8 protein-coding genes are annotated in these 22,783 nt (G+C 66.5%); 6 read left to right on the forward strand and 2 right to left on the reverse strand.

From position 1 onward, the window contains the following. Both ACFWYW_RS17240 and drmD read right to left on the reverse strand, forming a co-directional pair. Positions 1 to 3,981 (reverse strand): Eco57I restriction-modification methylase domain-containing protein, encoded by a 3,981-nt coding sequence (locus ACFWYW_RS17240; RefSeq protein WP_379619893.1) that lies wholly within the window; start codon positions 3,979 to 3,981, stop codon positions 1 to 3. Positions 3,982 to 4,010: 29 nt separating this feature from the next. Then, positions 4,011 to 7,097 carry a DISARM system SNF2-like helicase DrmD gene (gene drmD / locus ACFWYW_RS17245; protein ID WP_379619895.1) on the reverse strand — a complete coding sequence of 1,029 codons (3,087 nt, stop codon included), beginning with the start codon at positions 7,095 to 7,097 and terminating at the stop codon, positions 4,011 to 4,013. 202 nt (positions 7,098 to 7,299) lie between these two features. Here drmD and ACFWYW_RS17250 point away from each other — a divergent pair, with 202 nt between their 5' ends. From ACFWYW_RS17250 to ACFWYW_RS17275, 6 genes are all read left to right on the forward strand, one after another. Continuing rightward, positions 7,300 to 8,916: a PD-(D/E)XK nuclease family protein gene (locus tag ACFWYW_RS17250; RefSeq protein ID WP_379619897.1), complete on the forward strand. Its 1,617-nt coding sequence runs from the start codon at positions 7,300 to 7,302 to the stop codon at positions 8,914 to 8,916. Then, the gene (locus ACFWYW_RS17255) at positions 8,913 to 9,998 is read left to right on the forward strand and encodes a hypothetical protein (RefSeq protein ID WP_379619899.1); all 1,086 of its coding nucleotides are present in this window, start codon (positions 8,913 to 8,915) and stop codon (positions 9,996 to 9,998) included. Before ACFWYW_RS17250 ends, ACFWYW_RS17255 begins: the two co-directional genes overlap by 4 nt. After that, the gene (locus tag ACFWYW_RS17260; protein WP_379619901.1) at positions 9,995 to 13,180 is read left to right on the forward strand and encodes a hypothetical protein; all 3,186 of its coding nucleotides are present in this window, start codon (positions 9,995 to 9,997) and stop codon (positions 13,178 to 13,180) included. The genes ACFWYW_RS17255 and ACFWYW_RS17260 overlap by 4 nt, the downstream gene beginning before the upstream one ends. Then, the gene (locus tag ACFWYW_RS17265; protein ID WP_379619903.1) at positions 13,177 to 15,570 is read left to right on the forward strand and encodes an RNaseH domain-containing protein; all 2,394 of its coding nucleotides are present in this window, start codon (positions 13,177 to 13,179) and stop codon (positions 15,568 to 15,570) included. The genes ACFWYW_RS17260 and ACFWYW_RS17265 overlap by 4 nt, the downstream gene beginning before the upstream one ends. 70 nt (positions 15,571 to 15,640) lie before the next feature. Continuing rightward, a complete protein-coding gene (locus ACFWYW_RS17270) occupies positions 15,641 to 19,552 on the forward strand; it encodes an Eco57I restriction-modification methylase domain-containing protein (protein ID WP_379619905.1) in 3,912 nt (1,303 codons plus the stop codon). Positions 19,553 to 19,568: 16 nt separating this feature from the next. Beyond that, positions 19,569 to 22,466, forward strand: coding sequence for a helicase-related protein (locus ACFWYW_RS17275; protein WP_379619906.1), 2,898 nt, complete (start codon positions 19,569 to 19,571; stop codon positions 22,464 to 22,466). The last annotated feature ends 317 nt before the right edge of the window (positions 22,467 to 22,783 follow it).

Consider the following 22,783-nt stretch of genomic DNA (forward strand, 5'->3'; position numbering starts at 1 on the left):
TCAGAAGAGCGTCCCCTCGGACTTCTTGCCCTTCTTGACCTTGTGCAGGCCCGTGGCGACCTCTTCTGCGTAGCGGGCGTGGTTGAGTTCGAGCAGGCGGTCGACAAGCTCTCTCTGTACGGCGGGGCCGACGGTGTAGCGCATCTCGCGGCCCGCGATCAGGTGGTGGCCGTGGTCGAGCTGGCCGATCAGGTCGTCCCAGCCGTAGGCGCGCAGGGTGGCCTCGTCGATAGCCCGGTGGATCGCCCGGAGGTTCTCGATGTCGGTGTCGGTGTTGTTCGGGTCGTTGACAAGGTTGTAGGTGGCGGTCAGGCCCGCCTGGCGGGAGAGCATGAGGTCGCGGCGCTCCCGGTCCAGGCGGTCGCCGAGGTCGCGCATCTCCTGGGTGAGCTCTGGGATGGGGAAGGTCTCGAAGCAATCCGACGGGATGTAGCGCTGATCAGCTTTCATTTTCGCCGCATACTTCACGACCCATTGGTAGTGAAGGCCACTGGATAGCAGAGTCAGTATCGCTGGGTTGTCGAGCGCGAACACCACGAGCATGTGCGAGAACACCTGCCCAGTCGGCACCATTGCTGGCATGACGGTGCGACTGGTTTGCGCGATCACAATCACCCGCTCCAGCCCCGCAATGGCCTTTGTCATGGCCGGTCGAGTTTCGGCGAATTGCCACCACCGCTCGCGATGTCCCTTGCGGTTGTTTTGCAGCCGCTCTGGCTTCACCAGCCTGACCACCTGATCGAATGGCTCCAGATAGCTGCTCGCACGCGCCTCCGGCCAGTCGCTGAAGTTGATAACCCACCGACTGCCGGTGCAGTCCGGCCGATTGTTAAGGTCCTGCCCATTGATGTAGGAGAAGATGACCTCCGCGTTGCGAGGATCATGCTCGATCATCGAGTAGGCCGTCTGCTGCTCCATCGTGAAGCCCAAACCATCGAGCTTCCACCCCTGATGCGAAAGCCCCGCGTTGGCCTTGAGCACATACGGATTGCCTGAAACGCGAGAGGCGGGTTCAAGCGATGGAGTGATGCTCACCACCACAACGCCATCAGCGATCAGCTCTGCCCTCTCGCCCAGGGACTCCCGGCTGGTCCATATCGCGCAGTACTCCAGCACGGCGCTCCGTGAGGGCCACGGCTTGCTCTTGACCGCCTGTCGGATCGTCACCCCGCTCTTGGCGAGCTGATCGAGCCCCACCTCCCGGGTGTCGCCCTGCGCAAGGGTGTTGGTGGCGACCAGCCCGGTCTGCCCACCCCTGCTGAGCAGGTCATGCGCCAGCAGCACGAAGTAGGCCACCAGGTCGACGCGACCGCCCGCGCGTTCACCTCGGGCGATGGCTTCGGCCAGGTATTCTCGATAAGCGGTCCCCAGCGAGCCGGTGATCTTGGTTCCACCCAGGAAAGGTGGGTTGCCGATGATGGCATCGAAACCCGCCGCACGCGGTACCGGCCCGGAGACGTCCTCGAAGACCTCGGGAAACACCAACGGCCAGTGGATCGGCTGCCGGTCGAATCCCCCGCGAACCTTGTCTGTGTCCAGCCAAGCCTGCCGCTGCTCGCGGGCCTCGAACTCGGCCTTGACCGAGCCTCCGCTGATTAGCCGCACATGGTTGGCAGCGGCCACCGACCCGTCTCGAAGTCCGGCCTCTCCTCGGCCGGCGTAAGCGAGCGCCGCCCCCACAGTCAGGTCGGCGAAGAGCCGCGCCTGAGTGGTGAGCAGTTCGGCCTCGGCCAGGAGGGCCCGCTTCTGCCGCAGCCCCTCCAATGGGTCCGAGCCGAGCGGCAGTTCGGCGATCTCCCGCCGCTTCTCAGCCACGTCGTGGACGATCGCCTGGACACCGGCGACCCACTTGTCCTCGCGCTTCTCGTGCAGCTTCCGCCCCTTGCGCGCATCCATGTGCACGACCTCAAGCTGCTCCATCGACGTGATCCCCAGCAGCGCGTCACCCGCGACGAGCCGGTCGTCGACAAACGTGAAGGGCCGCTCGGGGTCCATGGAGACGAGCCAGAGCGACAGCTTGGCCATCTCCACGGCCATCGGGTTGATGTCCGCCCCATACAGGCAGTGCTCGATGATCTCCCGCCGCGCCTCGATGATCAGCGGGTCCTCGTCGGCTTCAGCCATACGCTCAGCAGCCAGATAGGCCACAGCACGCGGGTCACCCTCGCGGGACCACGCCTCGACCAGGTGCCCGGCCAGGTAGCGTGCGGCGGCCACCAGAAACGCGGCCGACCCCATGGCGATGTCGGCGACCTTCAGCGCCAGGATCTCCTCGGCGGGCTTGGGCACCCACTGCGACCGGTCGGCGGTCTGCAGCGGCCCGACCCGGTAGACCAGCGGCTCCAGGGCCCCCTCGACGACCTGCTCGGCCAGGAACTTGGGCGTGTAGTGGGTGCCGGTGTTCTTACGCAGCGAGGACTCGGTGACATAGAGCGCCCCGGGCAGGATGACCAGCGGCTGCTCACGCAGGTCGACGCGGATGATTCCGGAGAAGGGCAGCAGCCGCTCGGCCAGCTCCCGGTCCTTGCCGGTCACAGCCAGCAGCTTCCGTAGCGCCTCGAACTGATCGGCCTCGCCCTGGGGAGCCAGGCGCTTGGTGAGGGCGGCAGCCGTACCGATGCCAGAAGCCTTGTACCGCTCGGCCAGCGCCGCCGGGTCGGGGCCGATGCGCTCCAACTCGGTGAGGTCGACCTCCTCCTCCAGGCCGGGCTTGCCGACGAGGCCGACGATGACGTCGGTGGCGCGGCGGCCCTCGAAGGACAGCAGGCCCTCGTAGACGTAGCCGATCTGCTCGACGTCGAGGCTGCGGAAGCTGAGCCGTCGCCGCTCTCGTGACTTGCCGGTGCCGAGCTGGACATACTGCACGGCCTTGAGCATGTGCAACACGGTCCGGTCGTCGATGGCAAGGCGCAGCCACGGATAGACGTCCGGATCGAACATCGAGCCGTCGTGGGCGTGCATGGTCAGCCGCGGGTGCTCGATCCCGGCGTAGACGGCGTTGAACAGCGCGATCAGCCGGTGCCAGGCGCCGGTGGTCTGCTCCAGGGAGTTCTCGGTGTTCTGCAGGGCGTCCTGTTCCAGCGCGGAGTACAGGCCGCCGGCGGAGTAGGCCTTGGCGTACAGCTCGTTGTCGGCGGGAAGCAAACCGCGTTCCTCGGCGAACAGCAGGAAGACGATGCGCATCATGACGGTCACCGCACCCCGGTAGACGTCATGCGCACTCGCGTCGCCGACACCCTCGCGCCCGGACTCCCTCTCAAGCGCGTCGGCGCGGCCGATGGCGGTGACCAGCATCTCGACGGCCTGCCGTACCTGGACACCCAGGGCCTCGGTGATGTCCTCCTGGTTCTCGCCACTGGCCTTAAGCAGCGCGGGCAGGGTCTCCGCCTCTGCTACGGAGAAGAAGCGCCCGCGATTGAGCAGTGAGACGAAAGCCCTGACGACGTCGCGCTCCGCGTAGTCGGGCCAGGAGATCGCGTCGAAGACCGCGCTGGCGGTCACCCCGCCACGCGGGGCCCAGACCAGTGTCCAGAACCGGCCGTCGGTTGCCAGACCAAGCTCGACCTCGTGGGCGCGGCAGAGCTGGGCCAGACGATCCACGGGGGTGGCCGACCAGGCCTCGTCCTTGATGCGGGCGGTGGGGTGGCCATCGCTGACCAGACCGAGTAGGCGGGCGTTCTTGGTGCCCGGCTCGATCAGGGCGAAGCCGGGAACGAGGCGGGTCTCGTGCTGCGGCACGTCGAGTTCAAAGCGCTCCAGACCCTCCGTGTGCAGGGCGTCGCCCCAGCCGAGCAGGTCGCGCAGACCGTACATGATCCACTCGTGTGCTGAGCCGCCCGCCTGCCAGGTGCCATGGTGCAGGCGCAGCGCCTCGCGGTGCTGCTTGTCGAGCGGATCCAGGGTGGGCCATGTACGGCGGAGCACCGGCAACGACAGGAACGGGCCCGAGACCTCAACCAGGCTCAGCCAGTCCTGGTGCACCCTGGCCGAGTCGACGGATCGGTGGTGTCTCATCGGGAGGCCTCCTGCGCGGGCACGACGAAGATCAGGGCGACGGGGAAGAGGTGTTCCTGCGGGTCACGGTAGCGGGCGGCTATCGTCCCCAGCTCGCGGTCGCGCTCCTCGGCGAGCCGCTGCAGGCGGTGCTCCCACGACTCGCGGTCACGGCGGTACTGCCGCATGCCCTCCGAGTCGTGTTTGGCTTCCATGAGGCTGAAGAGGGCGTCGTCCTCCTCTTCCTCGGCCAGTTTGGCCCGCAGGGTGGCGGCGAACCGCTCCAGGTTCGTGATGACCCTGCGCCGCTCGGCCTCCTGTCGCGTGTCGAGGGCGTTTTCCAGGGATTCGCGGCGGGTCTTGGCGCGGGCGTTGATGGCGCCGACGACGCCTTCGCGCATTCGGGGCCAGAGTTCGGTGAGCCGCTGTTGCAGGTGGGACGCGGCCGGACGGCCGTGGGTCAGCGCGCGATCGAGGATCGGGCCGAGGGCGCCCAGCGTCTCCAGGCGGCGGAAACGGCCCGAGTCTGGCGCCCAGCCACCGGCGTACAGGACCTCTTCGTGCAGGCGCAGGCCGTCGGAGCCGACCAGGACGTAACTGGCGTAGGCACCGATGAGCGTGGTCTCCAGGGCTGGGTCGTCGCTGACAACGGCGGTGACCCGGTTGAGGCCGATGTCGGGGTTGGAGATCGCGGTCCGCAGCAGCTGCGTGGACATGGCGACCAGCGGGTGATTGAGGTGCGCCAGTACGACGTCGTCGCCGAACTCGCGCGCCTGGGCGGCGTCGAAGGTGACCGGCCGCTGCCGCGGCGTCTCGCCCGCACGGGTGATCTTCTCCAGCAGCCCGGCCCCAGCCGGCTCCCAGGAGCCGGTCAGCGGCGGCACCTCGAACAGTCCATCGGACAGGTGTTTGTCGTCAAGGTGGGGCTTGAGTGGCTGCTGGCGCGCCAGGTCGAGGGCGGTGTCCACGACGCGCTTGACGCCAGCGGGCGTGATGCGCAACTCGGCGACCGTCTCATCCAGGTTCGACCGCAGTTTGCGCACCTGCTCGCCGACGTTGCTCTCGACCGGCACGTCCTCCTTGGGCGCGGTCTCGTCGATATCGTCGAGGCCGACGTGCTCGCCGAGCATGCGGCGCTGCACCCGCTCGGAGATGACCACGTTGACCGGTCCGAGGTCGGCCTTCTGGCGGGCGACCTTCTCCGCGATCCGGGACAGAAACTCCAGGTCGGCCTCGTAGGAGTCGACGGCCTCGCCGTTGAAGACGCCGACGAAGTGGCGGATATCGGGGGTGTGGCTCTGGCCGTAGCGGTCGATGCGGCCGATGCGCTGCTCAAGTTTGTTCGGGTTGAACGGGATGTCGTAGTTGATCAGCCGGTGGCAGTGGTTCTGCAGGTCGATGCCTTCACCGGCGGCATCGGTGGCCAGCAGGATGCGGACCGGGAACTCCTGCGGGTCCCTCTGGAACGCCTGCCGTACCCGCTCACGCTCGTCGGTTGCCATGCCGCCGTGGAGCAGTTCGACCCGGTCCAGGCCCTCCTGGCGGAGCAGGTCGGCCAGCCAGGTCTGGGTGTCGCGGTACTCGGTGAAGATGACCACGCGCTCGTTGGTCCAGTGGCCGTCGGGCCGGGTGACCGCCTTGAGGCAGGTGATGAGCTCGCGGGCCTTGGCGTCCGGGCGTACGGCATGGCGTCGCGCCCAGCTCTGCATGCGGGTGAGCAGCTCCACTTCGTGCTCGGTGGCGCCACCCTGCAGCGGATAGGCACGGCCCACCGCGTCGTCCTCAGCCTCGGCCATGGCCTCGTCGTCGAGGGTGGCCGTGTAGTCGTCGAAGTCGTCGAGCCAGTCGTCGGGCCCCGCGGCCAGGGGCGCGCCGGAGACGGTGTCGAGATAGACACCCACCGTGTGCAGGAAGGCGGCAGGGCTGGAGAACAGCCGCTTCTTGAGCAGGAGCGTGATCAGGTCGGCGGCCTTGCGCCCGCGCTGCTTGGTCAGACGCTTACGGCGGGCTTCGGCGAACTCCTTGAGCAGGCCGTGGATCTCGCGCTCGTCCTCCGGATAGGCGACGGGGATGGCCTGCGCGGAGCGTTCCTTGAACCGTTTGCTGCCGTCGCCATTGACGATATCGCGCTTGAGCCGGCGGACCACGCTGTCCTTGACGGCCGCGCGGTCAGGGTCTACGCCGCGGGCGAAGCGCTGGTCATCGAGCGTTTCCAGGAGCGCGGTGAAGGAGGCCTGGTAGCCGTTGTGCGGGGTGGCGGAAAGGAACAGGCGGTGGTCGAAGTGGGGGGCCAGCATCCGGATCAACTTGGTCTGCTGGGAGTCGACCGCGTAGACCTGCTTGGGAGCCGCCGGTGCGACGTGGTGGGCCTCATCCAGGATGAGCAGATCGAAGAACCGTCTTTCCGGATCTATCACTTCGCTGAGGAATCTCTGCGCCTTCTGGCCACGCAGCCACGGCAGGCTGACGATTGTCAGTGAATAGACCTCGAAGGGGTTGGCCGCACTGCCGCGCTCACGGCGGACGATCGCGCAGCGTTCGGTGTCGACGATGGTGAAGTCGAGACCGAACTTCTCGGCCATCTCATCTTTCCACTTGATAGTCAACCCTGCCGGGCAGACGATCATGATGCGCCGCACCCTGTGGCGCAGCAGGAGTTCTTGGGCCACCAGCCCGGCCTCGATCGTCTTGCCCAGGCCGACGTCGTCGGCGAGCAGGAGGTTCACCCTCGGGGCATCGACAGCTCTGGCGACCGGCTCCAGCTGGTAGTCCTCGATCGCCACGCCTGAGCGGAACGGTGCCTGCAACGTTTTGACGTCGGCGCTTGTGACGGCGGACCACCGGATCGCATCCAGGAACGCTGCCAGCTTGGCCGGGTCGTCGAAAGCGGACACCTCGGGCAGGGAACCTCGCGGGAGCACCCGCGTCCCGGGCTCGACCTCCCAGATCACCTCGAGCGTGTGCCCGTAGCGGCCGTACTCGACGCTCTGCAGGCCGACCAGGGTGCTGCCATCTCCGGCATCGACCTCGGAGACCACCCATCGCTGCCCTCGAACCGAAACGAGCCTGCCGATCTCCGGCTGCTCCTCTACGGTGCTCGTCACCCTCAGCTCCTCACCCGACACGGTTGCGTGGGCAGCATACGCCCCACTTGTGCATGCAGACAATATCCGAATTTTGCTTGTGCGCTCGCTTCACAACATGCTTCTCTTGAGAGCAAGTCAACTAGCCGAGGAGCGCAATGATTTCCCCCCGCCTGCTCATCGTTTCAACGGACGCCCTCGTTAGCCCCGGTCGGTGTGCGAGATGGTGATGCCCACACTCGCCGGGGATCCCGGTCCCGTCCGCCTGCCGGCGAGCTTGCTCGATCGGCCTGCCACCAACTGCCAGGACTTCACCGCGGTCAAGGCCCGTCCCCGGCTGCGCTCCGTAGAGCGGCCACGCTATGCCCCTTGGGATACCTTCCCGCTCGGGCTGGTCATGAAGGTCCTGGACGCAGTGGAGTTCAACCAGGCGGATCCCGGCAAGGCGCTCGATCGGGCGCTGGCGGGTGTCCACCCAGGCCTCGCCGCTTGGGTGCGCCATGCTTGCCGTACCTACCTCGAAAGCTTCGAAGAGCTCCGCTGTGAGCAGCCGCGTGTCGTTCAGGGCGATGGCCGTGTGTTGACAGCGTGGGGGCGCTGGTACGGCTCAGTCGATGGATCGGTCGTGGAGTTCCGGCGGCTGCGCATGCGTCACCCATCCGGATCGGCGGACAGCCCGGCAACCGTCGCTGCGGCCTTCGTCGCCGCTGCAGGCGACCCGGTGGCCGATCCGAAACGGCTCTATCACGACATCCCGGTCCCGGTAGAGCTCGCCGCTGCCCGTCCGCAGCGAGTCCGGGTTGTCGAGGTCGGCCTGACCACCGGCGTCCAGAAGGTCCTGATCGACGCCTCGCCAGAGGAGATCCGGCGCCAGTACGACCGCGTTGCCCGCCCCAAGGCGGCAGCTCTTCTGGCCGGCGGCGTGCGGCAACCCGGCGCGGACTGTTCCTCATGCAAGATCGGGCCCGCCTGCTCCGCTCTCCCTCACACGCCCGGCATGCTCGGGTTGGATGATCGTGGAACCCACAGGCGCACCTGGTCCGTCACCACATCGCGTTACTACGAGATCTGCCCGGCTCAGGCACACCTGCGTGAGCTGCGCTTGCCCGCCGAATGGGACACGACATCGGCGGTTCAGCGAGGTAGGGACGTCCACCGCTGGCTCGAGCAAGCCCACCGCCGCGGGGTGCCGTGCGAGCCCGCCGACCTGCCGGTCCTGGCAGCGGAGGTGATGGCTGACGAGGATTACGATGCGGCTCTGCCGTACCTCCTCCAGCACCTGGAAGTCTGCCCGCTGCGCGGGCCGGGCGTGATCACCGAGGTGCGGCCTGAACCGGTGCTGACCGCCTACGACTCCCGGGCCGACGTCGTGGTGCTGGCTCACCCAGATCTGCTACGCCGAGTCGATGGTCGACTGGTTTATCGCGAGCAGAAGACCTCAGCCTGCCCCCGTGGCATCACCGAGGAGAACGTGCTGGCGGCCGTTCCCCAGCTCGCCCTCGCCGTCTGCCTGATCGCCGCCGGCCTCTTCGGCACGGCTGAGGGGCTGGTCGAGCTGGAGCAGCTCCATCCACACGAAGCTCCGCCCGTCATCGTCCTGGACGCCGCTGACCCGGAGGTGGTCGCGACTGCACGGCGGATCGTGCACGAGCGGGCCGTCCGGTGGCATCGTGACGTCACCTTCACCGCCACCCCCGGCTGGTGGTGCGACTCATGTCCGGTGTCGCGCTGGTGCCCGCAGTCCGATGGCCAGGCACGGCCCAGGGGCGGCGAGGTAGTCCTCGGCGCCGCCGCAGGCTTTCTCGACGACCCCGGCCCGGAGACGGAGGACTGGTCATGAACGACGGCCTCGGACCCCTGGCGCGCCCGGTCACCGCGGCCATCCGTGCCGGTCACGCATGGAGCGTGCGTCATCAGCGGTCGGAGAGCTGGCGGGAGATGGCGAGGATGACCGGTGTCATCATGCGCTATTTCCGGCCTGGGCAGGGGCCGGGAACGCCGGCCGAGCTGATCCCGCTGCTCCGCCTGCCGCTCGGCACGTGGCTGCCGGTGGGCGACCAAGCCCTCGCGGGTCTCGTGATCCTGGGCGACGACGACAGACTCACCGACGCCACCTATGACATCGGTTGCGCATATACCGTCGAGCTGCTGGCGGGGCAGGAGGATCCCGGCGCCCGATGGTTGCCGTCCTGGCGTACCCATCGCGCCGAGCAGGTGGAGAATGCTGTCTTCAGGCGGCTGCTCAATGGCACGGACGAGGATTACACCGCGGGCCGCCGATTCCTCGTGGAACACCCGGCGGGCGCCACGGCGGAGTTGCTGACGTGGCAGGCCGCTTTGGGCGTGCAGCCGTCCGCCTCATACGGGCCCATCCCCCACCACCAGCAGTGGAATGGCTGGTGGTGGCCGTGCCCGCTCTGCCGGTGGCCGATGAGTGTGACATCCTCCGCCCTGGTCAAGTGCAGGTTCGCCCCGCATGAGGCCGTCTACACGCTGCTGTCTTCGGGCCGGCTGCAGCCGGTGACCGGTGCGCCCCGGATCACCGGAGCCCTTCCGGTCCAAGGGGCGGCCTGCGTCGACGAGTCGACCTGGCGTTACATCGTCGTTCCAGGTGCGGTGGAGGTGCGGCTCAACGATCGCATCAACGCGCTGCCCGGTGTCAGCACGCGCCTGTATCCCGACAAGGACCGCTGCGACATCGCCGTTCACGCCGGGGAGCGAGAGCTCACGCTCGACGTCAAGGATTACGGCTCCGCCACGGCGCTCGCCGCCCGCCTGTCCGCTCACCCGATCGCCGCCGATCTGCTGGTGCTCCCGCAATACCGACGCGAGCAGCTCCCGGAGCTGCGCCGTCTGCTTCCCGGCCCGCCGCCGGTTACAGAGGAGCAGATCTACCGCCGCATCCGAAAGGGGCTGTCATGACCACTCCTGCCCGCACCGGCCGGCCGTACGTCATCTCCTGCGCGTTCGCCCTGTCGGAAGCCTTCATGGGCACGACTGCGATCGGGCATGCCCAGCTGCTACTTACCGGACGGATCGATGTGTGGCCCGGGTACTGGGCGCTGCCTGAAGACGATCGGCGATGGGTCTGCGAGTTGCTCAAGCACCGGGGCGACGATCTGGCCAGTGGCGAGGTGTTCGCCAAGGCGGTCAGAGAGCTGGGAGCCGCTGGTGAACTGGACGGCTACCGCGTGAATGGCCAGAACGTGCTCCCGATTCACGGGATCACGCCCCGCGTGCACGCAGACCGGCTTCTCTCCCGGCTGGCGGAGTTGCGCGGAAGTCGCGTGCTGCCGGCGGCCAAGCCCGGCCGCTACCTGACGACGCTGCGCGGCGCGCGGACCGCAGAGGCCGCCTTCGACCTCACCGACCTTCCCGACCCAGCCCCGTGGTCCGAACTCGTCACCGATGCTCCACGGGTGGAGGAGATCTCCATCTCGATCGAGCTGCTACGGAAGATGGCTCGGCGCATCGACGGCGCCCGCGGCGAGGGCCATCGCTCAGAACGGGTGGAGGCCCTTCTTTCTAAGTTGCGGGACTCCCGCGACCGCCCGCTGGGCGATCTGCTGCGTATCCGGGCGGGCGGAACCATCAGGTCGCTGGTGGCGCCCACCGGATTCGGCAAATCCGTCCTCATGGAGGTCATGGGAACCCTGGCGGTCGAGCAGCGGCTCCGGATGGCGCTCGTCGTGCCTTCGAGGGCAGCGGCGCTTGCCCTGTCCCACCAGATCGAGAGCAACCTCACGCTCCTCAACATCCCAGGTAGATGTACTCCGCTCGTCTCGCCCACCAGAGCGATGGAGAACGCGGAGAAGATCGCGACGGACCGCCAGGACGACTTCGCCACCTGGGCCTACGAGCGACTGTCGTATGGCTGCGCGCTATCAGCCGCCGCCGAGACCGATTCCAGCGTCGACGCCTGGACACCCGGTCTGGAGCCCTGCCGCGACCTGCGCCATCGACAGATCAACGGTCGGCGCCACGCCTGCCCGTGGCGCCCGTCCTGCGGCAGGTTCCGTCTGATGCGCGACGCGGTGCAGGCCGAGGTCATCGTCACCGCACATGCCACGTTCAGCTCCGGTTCCATGCACATCCCGCTGTCCACCGACAGGGGAATCACCGACCGGTTGCCAGTGGAGGCGTTCCTGCTGCGGCACTGCCAGCTGATCGTCATTGACGAAGTCGACCAGTTCCAGCGTTCCGTTATCGACAAAAGCGCCCGCCATCTGGAGCTGGCCGTGGGACGCCGTACGACCTCGATCCAGCGGCTCGACGTGGAGTTCCGCAACATCTTCGGCATGGTGCTGCCGGAGTCGGACGGCGAGGTACGGGCGATACTTTCGGACCTGCGGCTGTTGTCGGAGCACTACATCGCCAACCTGGTCAAAGGCTGGACCCCACCTGCGCGGACCCTGCGCCACGGTTACCGGACCGAGCACTGGCTGGTCCCTCGCGGATACGACGCTTGGCTCACGGCCCGGCTGCTCGGGCTCGCCGTGAACGGCAGGCAAGTCACGCAGGAAGAAGTCGCCCAGCTGCAGGCCCTCTTCGAGGGTGGACCTGCTGCCAGTGGCCTAGCCCTCGCCAACCTCGACGAGGGCGTCGGCGAACGCGCCCGAGCCGCCCTCACCGCCACGCTGGCAATCGTCGCGACGGGATGCCGCACCGGAACCTTGATGGTCCATAAGGTGGCACTCAGCGAAGTGCTCGAACCGGTGGTCGCGGATGCTGGCGTGCGCGGGGAGGTGGTCGACAGGCTGATCCGCAGGGCCCACTTGGAGCCGCTGCGACGCAAACTCTCCGAACTCTTCTACCACACGCCGCACCTGCGGGGACTCGGCGCGGACGCCGCCGAGACCATCGCCGACGCCCTCGGCGGCTTCTCCCGGTGGGAGGCCATGCCCGCCAGCCCACTCGGCCGGCTGTTCTTCGCGTTCAAAGAGCGCTACGACCCTGCCGAACCCGAGCAGACGATGTTGTCGGTGGCCGCATTCGGTGGCGATCCGCACGGCTACGTCCGGTATCTCGGAGAGCTGACCGCCAGAGGTCAGGCCGGTGTCCCTCGCGCCGTTCTGGGGCTGTCAGCCACAAGCTACTTTCCCGGCGCTCCGCACCACCACATTGTCGCCGAACCTACATGGTCGGTGCCTGACACCGATCGGTCCGGCGTCACTCTCCATGACGCTCGCGTCTTCACCACCGACTCAGCGATCCGGATCTCGGGTGTGCAAGGGCGGCAGCGCGAGCAGAATCTGACATATCTGGCCGAAGGTCTCTACACGACCAAGCTGGAGCCCAAGCTGCGCGAGTTGGAGCGGCGGCGCGAGCAACGTGGTGAGCCTGGCCGCGACCGCATCCTTGTCGCCACCACCTCCTACGACAGCGCCCTGCTACTCGCCGAGGGTATGAGCCGCGCTGGCGCGCCGTCGGACAGCATCTGCCTGTTGGCTCGGCGCAGGTTGGAGACTCCGGACGCACGCCGGCACATCCTCACCGCTGACCAGATCGAGCGGTTCCCTTCGACCGGTGCGCGGATTCTCATCGCTCCCCTGGCAGTCGTGGAACGCGGTGTGAACATCCTCGACGGAGGAGTGTCGGCGCTCGGCGCGATCTACATGATCGTCAGGCCAGTGCCGATCCTCGACCTTCCCGCCGAAATGCTGGCCCACATCAACCAGCGACTCTGGACCGGAACTCTGGCCGATGGGAACCTCGGCGACCCCTTTGACCGGCTCACCGAGCGGATGCGTCTCGCCGGGCGCCACTTCGACGAGATCGTGCGCTCCGCGCAGTACTTCCGGGCTCTGCCCGAGTGGGTGCAACTGGGTATCGTCGCCGAGATCGTCATCGGGCTAATCCAACTGGTCGGCCGGGCACGCCGCGGCGGCACTCCCGGCGAGATCCACCTGGTGGACGATGCATTCTTCGACCCTTCCGGCCGAAGCGACTTCCCTGCCCTGCTGCAACGGCTCAGGGCGAAATGGGCCGCCGACGGCACGCTCGACAAGCTCCGCGCGCTCTACGGCCCGACGCTCCAGGCCTTCTTCGACTTCGCCGAGCGCATGACACACCTCTCCTCAACTTCCCCGGAGGACCAGCCATGATGACGACCAGCGCCTTCCGCATCCCGCTCCATCTGCTCGGCGACGTCTACGCCTATCCGCTCACTCCCGAGATCGAAGCGGTGTTCGCTGAGATCGCCACGCTGTGGCGCCGCCGTACGAACAACGAACACGCGCGAGCGCCCTACGCCTCCCTGGCGACGTCGTTGTCAGCCGTCACCGGCAGACCGGTGACGATCCTCGACCGGCCACGACCCAACGGTGAGCGGCTCTGGATGATCACCACGGCGGTGCTGGACCCCGCTGTCCTCACGCTGGCCACCGGAGTCTGGGAGCGATGCGCCCGGGGCGGCGGGCAGGGCGAGCGGCTGGCCTCGCTGCTCGCCGCGATCTCGCCACGCAAGCTCGACGCCAGATCTGAGATCGAGAACCCCGCCCCTGGCCGGGTCGCCGCTTCGAACTGGGTCTTCCGGGTGCTGGGCTGGAATCTCGCGCAGGTGCTCGGCGCCGTCCCCATCGACTTCGATGGCCGCCGGGTTCCGTTCCGGCTGGACACCGCGGGAGATCTCGTGGCCTGGGACGATCCGATCGAGTGGCGCGGAGCTCGAGGGCTGATCAAGATCTCGTTTGGGGTGAAGACCCTGCCTGGACTCGGCGACCTGGTCTGTCTGCCCGAGATCAGCCTTGCTCGGCTGGTGGGGGACTTCAGGAAGGTCAAAGCGGTCTGGATCGACCACGGCCGCTCCAGTGGTGGGTCAGCACTCCTGCGCCTTCCGGTGGTGGCCAAGAAGACCGACGACGGGTGGAGCAGGATCTTCCGCGACTACAGCGGCACCGTCGTGGAACGTTGTGGCCTGTCCCCGCTTCCGTGGAACGATCAGGTACTGGTGGAGCACCCCGACCAGGTGCGAGCCTGGCGCGGGGTCAACTGGGCTCACCCGCTCGGCGTCGGAGTGGGGAGCCGCTCGTACCGGCGGGTGATGGAGCACATGGAAGCAGTCCTGGGGATGGAGCCGATCACGTGTGAGCCAACCTCGATCCGGGTGCCCAGCAAGCCGGATGGTTCCGACCTGTCGGCGTACGCACTGGACGCCGCGATCGCCGCCACCGGAACAGAGCGCCTGCGGATCGTCCATCTGTCCGGTGGGTCCACCGGTAGGGAGAGGATCCGTGCTGAGCTCGAACGGCTGTACGGCACTGCCCTCCCGGCCGCCACCTCGACTGCTGACAAGCTGACAGCACGAAGCGAATTCGTCGCCTACGATCTCCCTGACCTGCTCGAACACGGCGAAACGGATCGGTCGGGGCTCTTCGACCGTGCTCCTGCCCTGTGCGCCGAGCCGGGGACTCAGGTGCTGGCCCTGGTGGACACCGAGTATGACGGCGTCGCACCGGCCAAACCCGACGCCAAGCCCACCCTGCGTGGACTACTGGCCCGGCAAGACGTTCCCGCCCAGTTCATCGTCGCCGGGCGGAAGGCGGGCGAGGTGGACTACGCAGCGTGCCGGGCGATGTGGGATCTGTTCCGGGCGGGAGGGCTCTGTGACGACCGGCTCGCCCGCGCGGCACGGCTGGAGCGCGACGCCTGGCTGGTCGGCATCCATGTCAGGGTCCAGAATGGCGCTGGGCGACCGACGATGGTGAAAGTCCTCGTCGCCGTTCACGCATACGCTGACCTCTCGCGCCCATGGAAGATTCTTCTCCACGTACCTGGCAGAGGATGGCTTCCTCATGCTCTCGGCCTGGCCGCCTTCCACCGGGCTCCGATCGGGGCCACCATCGAGGATCGGCAGCGAGCCCTGACCGACTTGCGTGGGTACGTCGACGGCGCGCTCGCCGAATTGCCCGGCGGAGATCCCGTGGTGGTCATGGTCAACGCCGACCAGACCAGGAGGGTCTGGGCCGGCCTGACCGATCCGCGCCTGGGCGAAGAGCCCCTTCCCGGCTCCAGCCTCGCCCATGCGAGCCAGATCGCCGTCGTACGTATCGGCACCGACGACACTGCTGTCCCACGGCCGGTCCATCACACCGATGGCAGGCAGCCGGCAGATTCCCGCAAGCCCGCCACCCCACGGAACAGGCTCTACCTCCTCCATGGGGACGGCAACCTCCGAGTGTGGCTGCTGGGGCAGACCTCCCGCACCTTCGACGAGGGTCCAAAGGGACGTGTCGGCGTTGACTACACCCGTTTTACCCTGCCACCGGCCAAGCTGCGCGCTCAGGGCGACAACTGGCATTCCTTCACGGCAACGGAAGTCGTCGTGGCACGCAACGGTGCCTTTGATGAGGAGAGCCTGGTCGCCGTGGCCGCCAGGCTCTGTGCCCAGCCACTGTCCTGGGACGGCCGAACGCGTGAGCCGGTACCGCTTCACCTCGCCCGGAGCGCGGACAAGGACCATCCTTCGTATCGGTCCGAATACAGGGAGTGCTAATGGGCCTTGCAAAATCGCCAAGTACGGCTCAAGTTGATATTGGGGTATCAACGACCAGCCGAGGTGGCCAGTGGGCGGTGCGCGCAAGACCGTTGCGCACTCCGAATGGCTTGGGTTGCTGCAGATCACTGGAGCGTTCCTCACCGAACCGGTACTCCGGCGGATCTGGCCCGTGGGCTTGGACGCAATTGAGCGCGAGGAGCGTCTCCGACTTCGAGCGGAGCACGATCGATGGCTGTCGTCTGAGCAAGGGCAGGAGCGGTGGATCGGCTTCGTCCTGGAGGAGTTCCTGGGATGGTCCGGCCTGCTCACCTCGGCGTCGCCACCCCGGCTCGACGTCGTGGAACAGGGGGAACACGTCGAGGCCGATTTCGTGGTGAAAAACCCGGATACAGGGGATTTCGCCTTACTTGGGATGGTCCTCCCTCCGGAGGCCAACCCCGATCATCGCCCGCCCGGATCACCCTGGGCTGCGACCTGGCAGGACCGCCTGGCGCGCTTGCTCGTCTCCCAGGGCGTGGCTCTCGGTCTGCTCACCACTGGACGCTGGTGGACACTGGTCCATGTCGCCGACGGCATGAGTCCGACAGCAGCAACCTTCGACGCGACGACCTGGGTCGAGGAACTCCTGGTGGGACGAGCGTTCCGCTCGTTGCTCCGGCGTGAGCGCCTGTTCGGCGCGCCGGAGACGGAGCGGCTGCCCGCCCTGCTCACGGAATGCCGCCACCAGCCCGAGGTGACCAGCGACGAACTCGGAAGGCAGGTGCGTAAGGCGGCCGAGCTTCTAGTTCACGCATTCGGTCAGGTCGACCGGAGGCACGTGATCCCGGATGTCGATAAGGCCTACCGGGGGGCGGTGACCGTACTCATGCGGTTGCTGTTCCTCCTGTTCGCCGAGGAGAAAGGGCTCCTTCCGCTCTCCAATCCCGACTACGCCGCCGGATATTCGGCCACCAGACTGGTGGATGAGCTGCACGCCCGTGAGCTCGACGAAGGGCGCGACTCTCTGGCCCGGACCCACACTGGCTGGTGCCGCCTGCTCGCGGTGGCCCGCGCGCTGCACTGGGGAGTGGCGGCCGCCGACATGCCCATCCGGGCCTACGATGGTGGGCTCTTTGACCCGTCCAAGTATCCGTGGATGGAGGACTCCGGCGACGGCGACGTCCTGCCCGTGGACGACTTGACCATGCTCCAGGTCCTCGAATCCGTGCAGTTCGTCCAGCCACGCGGCGAACGCCGGCGGGTGAGCTTCTCCGAGTTGGAGATCGAAGAGATCGGGCAGGTCTACGAGCGCCTGCTCAACGGAGCGGCCCAGCGAGCGAGCGAACCCATGGTAGGGCTCATCGGCCGCCCGGGAGCCGAGGAGACTGTCTCCGTCGTCACGCTTGAGGAACACGCCGCAGCGGTCGGCGGCGATCCGGAGCTGCTGGCGGCGCGTCTCAGCAAGGAGTACGGCAAGACCGGGATCGGAGGGGCTTCAGCCCTGCGGCGCCTGCTCAAGCCGATGGACAGGCGGGAGCTCGCGGAAGCGACACAACTGCTCCTCTCCGCGACTGACGGCGATGGCGCATTGAGCAGGCGGCTCCTGCCGTACTTCCGGCTCATTCGCCGCGACCTGCGGGACCTTCCCCTCATCGTGCCGAGCGACGGCTTCTACACCACCGGGGTACGGCGGGCCGGAATCGGCGCCTACTACACCCCGAAGTGGCTGGCCGAAGAGGTGGTCGAGCACACGCTCAAGCCGCTGGTCTTTCGGCCCGGCCCGCTTCAGACAGACGATGAGAGCCAGTGGGAGCCTCGCAGATCCTCCGAAATCCTGGAGCTGCGCATCGCAGACATCGCCTGCGGCTCTGGCGCGTTCCTGGTGTCGGCATGCCGTTATCTGGCAGCTCGCCTGGTGGAGGCATGGATTCGAGAGGGAATCACAGAGCCTCCGTCCGGAACACCGCAGGCCGCAGACCCAGACGCTGATCCCCTTCTCGTCGCGGCTCAGCAAAAGATCATCGCCCACTGCCTGTACGGAGTTGATCTTGACCCGCTGGCCGTGCAGATGAGCCGCCTGTCTCTGTGGCTGCTGCAGCCGACCACACCTTTCGCGTACCTGGATGATCGGATCGTTCAGGGCGACAGCCTGCTGGGTATCCGCTCGCTCGAACAGATCGAGTGGATGCACGTGAACCCAGTCCGCGGACGGGCCCAGCACGAAGGCAAATCGTGGACGTTCACGGAGGGCCTGCTGCAGATCGCGGAGAAGGCCGCTCAGATCCGGCAGGAACTCCGCGAGCTTCCGGCAACCAGCCTGCGCGACTTGGATGAAAAGCATGTGCTGAAACGCCAAGCTGATGAGCTCGTCAAGGCGGCAAAAGTCTGCGCCGACCTGGTTGTGGGTGCCGCGCTTGCGAGCGGTGGACGCGGACGCACGCTTCTGGACGAGCGAAGTCTGGAGGCTGCCGATCTCGCGCGCCGATATGTGAACGCGGGTGGTCGGCTGGCTGAAGCCCTTCACCAGGCCGCGAAATGGCTTGAAGCCGGGGCTCCGGCGGGGAGCAGGCGGTTCCCCCTGCACTGGCCCCTGGTTTTTCCCGAGGTCTTCCACTTCGGCAACGGATTCGACGCCATTATTGGCAATCCGCCGTTCCTGGGCGGACAGAAGATCACGAGCCAGGTCGGGACTGACTACCGGGCTTACCTGGTGGAGGCGTTAGGGCGCGATAGACGCGGTAGCGCCGACCTATGTGCATATTTCGCGCTTCGGGCATATGACCTGCTCAACGGCCGAGGGCAGCTCGGATACCTGGCCACCAACTCCTTGGCCCAGGGAGACACCCGGGAGGTGGGACTCGATCAAATCCTTGTCGAGGGAGCGGCCATCACGCGGGCCAATCGCAGCCGCCCTTGGCCCTCAGCCTTCGTGAATCTGGAGTTCATCACCTTCTGGGCCAGCCGGGAGAAGCCCGGGGCGCGTGCTGCGATTCTGTTGGATGGCCAGAGGGCCCCGGCGATCACCGCACAGCTGACCTCCCAACGTCCTGTAACGGGAATCCCATGCCGGCTCATAACCAATCGCAACCGCTGTTTTCAGGGGGCCACCATCCTCGGGCTCGGCTTCACGATGACCCCGGAAGCCGCGAAAGACATGATCAGCCGTGACCGGCGCAATGAGAGCGTGATCGCTCCTTATCTCAACGGTCAGGACCTCAACTCGCGGCCCGATCATTCCGCGAGCAGACATGTGATCAATTTTCAGGACTGGCCGCTCCATAAGGCGGCCCAGTATCCGGAGCCCCTGGATCAGGTGCTCCGTCTGGTGAAGCCGGAGCGAGACAGGAACAACCGCAAGGTTTACCGCACCTACTGGTGGCATTTCGCCGAGAAGCGGCCCGCGATGCTGAAGGCCATCATGGGGCTGCAGCGAGTCGTTGTGATCACGCTGGTCAGCAAAGTCGTCATGCCGGTGATGGTGCCGACCGGACAGGTATTCTCCCACATGCTCGGCGTGTTCGCGACGGATGACACGGCGATGCTGGCGCTGCTGTCGAGCGCCCCGCACTACTGGTGGACACTCACCCGAGCCTCGACGCTGGAGACGCGCATTCGCTACACGCCCTCGGACGTCTTTGAGACCCTGCCGCTCCCCGAGCTCACCCAGGAGATGCGAGACCTTGGTGATCGACTCAACACGTTCCGGAAAGCCCTGATGGAGCATCGGCAGGCAGGGCTGACGGCCACCTATAACCTGGTCAACGATCCGGAGAACACCGACGCCGACATCGTCGAACTCCGCGCCCTGCATGGCGCCATCGATGAGGCCACCCTGCGCGCCTATGGCTGGACCGATATCGAACCCGACCACGGCTTTTACGAAGGCCGGTACACCGTGGCTCCCGCCGTACAACATCTGCTCGTAGATCGCCTGCTTGCCCTCAACCATGAGCGCCACCTCATTGAGGAGGAAGAGGCACGGAGCAAGAGGATCTTCTGACCTGAAGGGAGCGAGAGTGAATGTGCCGGGTGAAGGCGACCTGGTGCGTGTGCGCGGACTGCACTGGGTTGTGACCGGAAGCTTGCAACGGGTGGCTGATCCACCGGAGACGCTCACGGACCTGATGAGCGTCACCGATGGGCACTACGGGAAGACGCTGCGTGTGGTCTGGGAGCTCGAACCTGACCGGCGCGTCCTACGCACCACCACCATGCCACTTCCAGAGCCCGACTTCGACGAGCCCGACGACCTGGTGGCCTTTCTGGACGCGATCCGATGGAGCGCCGTCACCGCCGCAGACGACACCGTCCTCCAATCGCCCTTCCGTTCGGGGATTCACCTCGAGACCTATCAGCTTGAACCTGTGATCAGGGCGGTCAATTCGGCCAGGATTAATCTCCTACTCGCCGACGACGTCGGGCTGGGCAAGACCATCGAGGCCGGTCTGGTGGCGCTGGAACTGCTACTGCGACAACGCGTGGAGACGGTCATGGTGGTCGCTCCTGCCGAGCTGACGATCAAGTGGCGGGTCGAGATGGCGGAGAAGTTCGGCCTCGACTTCACGATCGTGGATTCGGCATTGTTGCGATCGCTCCGCCGTACACACGGTCCCGGAGCCAACCCCTTCGAGATCTATCGGCACACCATTGTCAGCCTTACTTGGGTGAGAGGGGCTCGGGCTGGACGACTGCTGAATCAGAGGCTGACCCGCCAGTTGGATCTGCTGGTCGTCGACGAAGCCCACCACATCGCTCCGGCGGTCACTTCGGGCGTCATGTCCAGAAAACCGCAGGTGATGCTCTCCCAGCAGACTCGGGCCATCCGGGAACTGGCGCCCCGCTTCCGGCACCGGCTGTTCCTGTCGGCCACTCCCCACAATGGCTACACCGAGTCCTTCGTCATGCTGCTGGAAATGCTTGACCCGCAGCGCTTCGTTCAAGGCGTGGACCCCCGGCGAGATATCCGGGACCAGGTCATGATCCGCAGACTCAAGGGCGACATCCGCAACCCGGACGGCAGCCAGCGCTTCCGAGGCCGTGCGCCGCAGTCGCTAGAGGTGAACTACCCGGAGGAGGAGCTGCAGGCGCATGAGTGGCTAACGGAGTACATCGATCTCCGGCGAAGAGCGCAGAGGTCGCGACAGCGTCCCGAGCAGCGCGTAGATTTGGCCGCTCTGATCCTCAAGAAGCGCCTGTTCTCCTCACCTGCGGCCTTCAGGGAAACTCTCCAGGCGCACCTTGGCTCCGTCGGGGCTGATCATGAGTTCGACTGGCTCGACGAGGACGAGGAACTACTCGTTGACTTGGGCCCCGATCTGTCGCCCCGCGAACTTGAACTCCTCATGCTCATGCGTGATTGGGCGGCCAAGCGGGTGGACAGGCCTGACGCCAAGGCTTGGGCTCTACTCACCTACCTCAAGCGTGTTTGCCGGCCGGTTGGGCGGTGGACTGACGAGCGCGTGGTGGTCTTCACCGAGTACCGGGCAACGGCGCTGTGGCTGCTGGAACAGCTCCGGCAGGAGGGGATGGTCGCGGGCGGCCGCACCGCCGTACTCCATGGTGATACGCCTGCGGAACAACGCGAACGTCTTCGGCACGCCTTCCAAGTCAACCCTGAGTCCAGTCCGCTCCGTATCCTCCTGGCAACGGATGTGGCGGGGGAGGGAGTCGACCTCCAGCGAAGATGCCACAGGCTGGTGAACTACGACATCCCCTTCAACCCCACCAAGCTGGAACAGCGCATCGGCCGTATTGACCGGTACGGCCAGGACAGCGTGGCCGAGGTCCACCACTTTGTTGGCGCGGGCTGGGAGCAGGCGCCACCCGGCTCTTATCTGCGGGACCTGGAGTTCCTTTCCCGCATCGCGGTCAAGATGGATCGTGTGCACCGCGATCTCGGCCAGACCAACCGGATCCTGGCTCAGCAGGTAGAGGAGCATATGCTGGGCAGAGCGCTGACAGTCGGCTCTCCGCCTCCGGAGCCATCCGAAGATCCTCCGCCGGAAGGGCCGACCGATCGGCTGGATGCGGCCGTGAGACACCTCCGGATCACATCCGCGAACTCCAAGCGGGTCCTGGCGACTGCGTTGCGATTGTCCAGGCAGCAGCCTCTCGATGACCTGGGGGACGGCCGCTACGGGGTTCCCGTGCTCACTGACGAATGGACCCGAGCGGCGGCCGCCCTGCGCGACCCGATCACTGGACAGCAGCGGCCGATCACCTTCGATGCCCGCATCGCCGCACAACACGAGAGCATCTCGTTCACCCACCTGGGTCATCCCTTGATGGCGACGTCGATCAACTTTCTGAGATCGGCGATGTGGCGCGACAATTCGCTACGCCGGGTCACCGCGGTGATCAGCGATGACAGTTCACTGCGAGCTCCGCTGGCGATTGCCTACAGTCGGCTGGTCTTGGTGGGCGCCGAAGGCGTGCGACTCCACGAAGAGCTTTTTCACTGCGCGGTCAGCCTGGTAGAGGGCTACCAGGCCGTCGGTTGCCCTGACCCTCTCGCAGGGGAAACTCCGCTCCGGCCAGTGCCGGAGGGAGTGCGGGTGCGGCTCTGTCGGATGTGGCCTATGGCTATGGATTCTCTCCTCGGACACGTGGCCTCGATGGCCAGGAGCCGCACTGACGAAATTGTCGCCAACCTTGGCAGGCGGCAGTCCGAGGAGAACCGACAGATCGACGCCACTTTGAAGCGTTTCGCTGACGATCTCGAAGTCGCCTTGGAGACAGCCATGGTCAACGGAGACGATCACCAAGCCGCCCGGCTGCGTCGAAGGATCGCGTCGATTGAGGACGACAGAATTCGCGAACACCACCTCATCGACCAGCACTATCGGGTTTGCCACCATCACGTGTTCTCCGCAGCGCTAACCTTCGTTATCCCCGAATGGGAAGCATCACGATGAGCCATTGACGGCCGATGTCGAGTATGAGTGGCTGGACGACCAAGAGGGCGAGCACCTGAGTCGAGTAAAAGATCAGCGGCAAGGTTGGATTCGGCGTAGATCGCGCCGCCAGGGCGCTCAAGAGCGTGATCAACGCAGCCACATTTATGGACACGTATTTCGGGCGAGTGCTCGGTGGGCGCTCGGGCGTCGAAGACCGGGCGAGCACGGGCGTGGACGGACCAGCACGGGACGCGGCGGAGGCGTGGACAAACAAGGCCGTAGACGGACGTCCAGGCACCCGTCCGGGCGCGGAAATTCCAAGATCTACGGACTGT

This window comes from Nonomuraea sp. NPDC059023 (genome assembly GCF_042740095.1).
Lineage (GTDB): Bacteria > Actinomycetota > Actinomycetes > Streptosporangiales > Streptosporangiaceae > Nonomuraea.